3 protein-coding genes and 1 other RNA gene are annotated in these 3,142 nt (G+C 64.4%); 3 read left to right on the top strand and 1 reads right to left on the bottom strand.

Annotation, left to right across the window (positions count from 1 at the left end):
• The first annotated feature begins 519 nt into the window (after window positions 1-519).
• Window positions 520-618, top strand: an RNA gene (gene ffs, locus VFW84_RS03370) — signal recognition particle sRNA small type.
• A gap of 70 nt (window positions 619-688) precedes the next feature.
• Here the strand turns inward: ffs and VFW84_RS03365 are convergent.
• A complete protein-coding gene (locus VFW84_RS03365) occupies window positions 689-1,510 on the bottom strand; it encodes a hypothetical protein (RefSeq protein WP_329679020.1) in 822 nt (273 codons plus the stop codon).
• Window positions 1,511-1,690: 180 nt separating this feature from the next.
• Here VFW84_RS03365 and aroB point away from each other — a divergent pair, with 180 nt between their 5' ends.
• Both aroB and VFW84_RS03355 read left to right on the top strand, forming a co-directional pair.
• On the top strand, window positions 1,691-2,794 hold the full coding sequence (gene aroB / locus VFW84_RS03360) for a 3-dehydroquinate synthase (protein ID WP_329679019.1): 1,104 nt from the start codon (window positions 1,691-1,693) through the stop codon (window positions 2,792-2,794).
• Window positions 2,795-2,813: 19 nt separating this feature from the next.
• The coding region (locus VFW84_RS03355) for an HD domain-containing protein (protein ID WP_329679018.1) at window positions 2,814-3,142 on the top strand (329 nt) is incomplete at its 3' end.

The raw sequence follows: 3,142 nt of genomic DNA, 5'->3' as shown, positions 1-3,142 counted from the left end.
GGTCACGATCACCATGTCTCGCCCCAGACCAATCATGACTGTGCCGTCCCCCGTGGGCGTGAGCACGTCATTGCCCTCGTCTCCGGCCAGATAGCCCGCGCCAGAGATGACATCGTCACCAGATCCTCCCATATAAGAACCGGCGACATACCTTGATGCGCCCACGATGGTGTCGTTGCCAGACCCCGCACTCACCCTGGGCTGCAAGTCACCTGGCGCAGCAACCTGAATGAGCTCATCCGCAGCGGTGCCCTCGTAAAGAGCACCGGTGGATGTCACGGATGTGGGGCTTGAAATGACAATGCTCATGGCACGCTCTCCTGATGTTTGATGATTGGAATGGTCATTGCGGGTCGCCGCAGTCGATCCGATTGGCATCGGATCGAGGAAGTCTAGTGAATGCGCCATTGCGCCTGGGTATGGCTTTCCCCCCCCTCAAAACGAGGGGGAGGTGGAGCGCCCTCCAATCTGGAGGCCCCTCTCCATCGCCCGTCGAGCAGATCGCATACAATGTCAATTGACGGGCCTCCCTGCATGGGGGCGCGGCCAACCGGGTCAGGTCGGGAACGAAGCAGCCCTAACCGTTTGCCTTCAGTGCCAGGGTTCAGGCTCGTCACCTTCTTCTTGTACAGCCCCATGTGTTCGCGTGGGATGTCCCCATCCCCTTTGGTCGCACCACGGCATGCCCTCAGCGACATGGGGGCAGCTTCTTCTGCATGGGCAGATCGGGCTCCGCTCGTGAGATCTGGCACAGCGCATCCCAGTATCGACTCATGAAGCCTGGGTACCTGGCGTGGAACTGCTTGTTGGCCGGGCTGAAAAACAGGGTCTGCTCCAGACTCGGGAGCAATCGCTCCATCCGTGCCTGTTCCTGCGGCGGAGACGCCGCCACGGTGATGTCAGGAAGCAAGATGACATGACTGCGGCCAGCCAGCAGCTTGTCGATCACGCTGACACCGTTGACGCCCAGCTCCAGATTCCACCCCCGCTTGCGCGCCAGAGCCTCGCTGCCCTGCCCTGAGGAGACCCCCACCTTAAAGCCCTGCGGGCCCCGCAGGACACGGCCGTCCCACTGGACGGACCTGTCACCTTGACGCACCCACAGCGAGGTATCGCTGGACAGGTAGGTCAGGCGGGCGTTGAGCTGGCCATGGATCATCGGAAACGCCGAGCTGGCCAACCGTTCCGGTGTGGCAGAGGCCATGGCCACGATGTCCGTCATCCCCTGCTCAAGCTCCAGGTAAAAACGCTTGACCGGGCGACGCAAGAGAACCACCTTGGTCGGACAACCGGTGTGTGCAATGGCTTTCTGAATCCACACCACCACATGGCCTGGCGGATCGGCAAACTCAGCCCCGGTGCCATTGAACCAGGGAGGCACGTCGTAGTCCAGAAAGCTGACCCGCACCTGCGCGGGGCAGGCCTCCTGTGCGATGACGCCAGAGGGCAGCGCGCACAGCATCCCCCACACTGCCGCCGTCACCACGCTGACCATGTCCTGAATTCTCATGGAGTATGAGTATGTGGATCGGTGAACACCTCAGCCATAGGTAGATGCCCATAGCGATCACTAGCCACCGGGCCCGATGCTAAACTGAGCGCGTTTCAAGGATATTGATGCCTCCTGCCGCGTGACGAGGATCGCCGCGCAAGCCGCACGCCTCGACGGTTGGGGGCATGGCAGGCACACATGGCACCCACACCCTCCACGTCCTCCAGCACCTCGGTCGCCATCGACCTGGGGGACCGCAGTTACGACATCCTCATCGGCGAAGGCCTGCTAGGCAGCGCCGAGAGCTATGCCGGCCTACCCAAGTCGTCCAAGGCACTGATCGTCACGAACACCACGGTCGGCCCGCTCTACACCGCCCGGCTGCGTGCCGCCATCACCCCGTATCACAAGCAGGTACTGGACGTGGAACTGCCCGATGGCGAGCAGTACAAGGACTGGCCCGCCCTCAACCAGATCTTCACCCGACTGCTGGAAGAAGCAGCCGACCGCAAGACCGTGCTCTACGCTCTGGGCGGCGGCGTCATCGGGGACATGACCGGCTTTGCCGCCGCCTGCTACATGCGCGGCGTGCCCTTCGTGCAGGTGCCCACCACCTTGCTGGCCCAGGTGGATTCCAGCGTGGGCGGCAAGACCGCCATCAATCACCCGGCGGGCAAGAACATGATCGGGGCCTTCTACCAGCCCCAGCGCGTGATCTGCGACATCGAGACCCTGGACACCCTGCCCCAGCGCGAGTTGCTGGCGGGCCTGGCCGAGGTCATCAAATACGGCCCGATCGCCGACGCCGAGTTCCTGAGCTGGCTGGAGGCCCACATGGACGCCCTGCTGGCACGCGACCGCAGCGCCCTGCGTCACGCCATCAAGCGTTCGTGCGAGATCAAGGCCTGGGTGGTCGGTCAGGACGAGAAAGAGTCGGGTCTGCGCGCCATCCTCAACTTCGGCCACACCTTCGGGCATGCGATCGAAGCCGGCCTGGGCTACGGTGAGTGGCTGCACGGCGAAGCCGTGGGGTGCGGCATGGTCATGGCGGCCGACCTGTCTCACCGCCTGGGCCTGATCGATGCGGCCACCTGCGCGCGCATCCGCACCCTGATCGAGCGCACCGGTCTGCCCGTCAAGGGCCCACAGTTGGGTGCCGACCGCTATCTGGCGCTGATGCAGGTCGACAAGAAGGCCGAGGGCGGCGAGATCCGCTTTGTGCTCATCGACAGCCTGGGCCAGGCCAGCATGCGCGCCGCGCCCGAGGCTCTGGTCCGCGATGTGATCGCCGCCAACACCTGACCGGCATCAGCACCTGTCCATGTGGCTCGCCCCCTACGCCAGTCAGCCTGACAAGACCCGGGGGCGTCGCCACCCCGAAGCACCGGCCCCCACCCGCAGTGACTTCCAGCGCGACCGCGACCGCATCGTGCACAGCACGGCCTTCCGGCGCCTGGTCTACAAGACTCAGGTCTTTCTCAACCACGAGGGCGACCTGTTCCGCACCCGGTTGACGCATTCGCTGGAAGTGGCGCAACTGGGGCGCTCGATCGCCCGATCGCTGGGCCTCAATGAGGACCTGGTCGAGGCCATCGCGCTGGCGCACGACCTCGGCCACACACCCTTCGGCCACGCCGGGCAGGACGCGCT

The organism is Aquabacterium sp. (genome assembly GCF_036279655.1).
GTDB lineage: Bacteria > Pseudomonadota > Gammaproteobacteria > Burkholderiales > Burkholderiaceae_C > Aquabacterium.
The sequence above is the reverse complement of the archived record's forward strand: the minus strand, read 5'-3'. Positions and strand labels throughout refer to the sequence as shown.

Excerpts from the sequence above, each read along its gene's own strand:
- VFW84_RS03365 (WP_329679020.1), bottom strand. The coding sequence starts at position 1,510 with ATGAGAATTCAGGACATGGTCAGCGTGGTGACGGCGGCAGTGTGGGGG.
- aroB (WP_329679019.1), top strand. The coding sequence starts at position 1,691 with ATGGCACCCACACCCTCCACGTCCTCCAGCACCTCGGTCGCCATCGAC.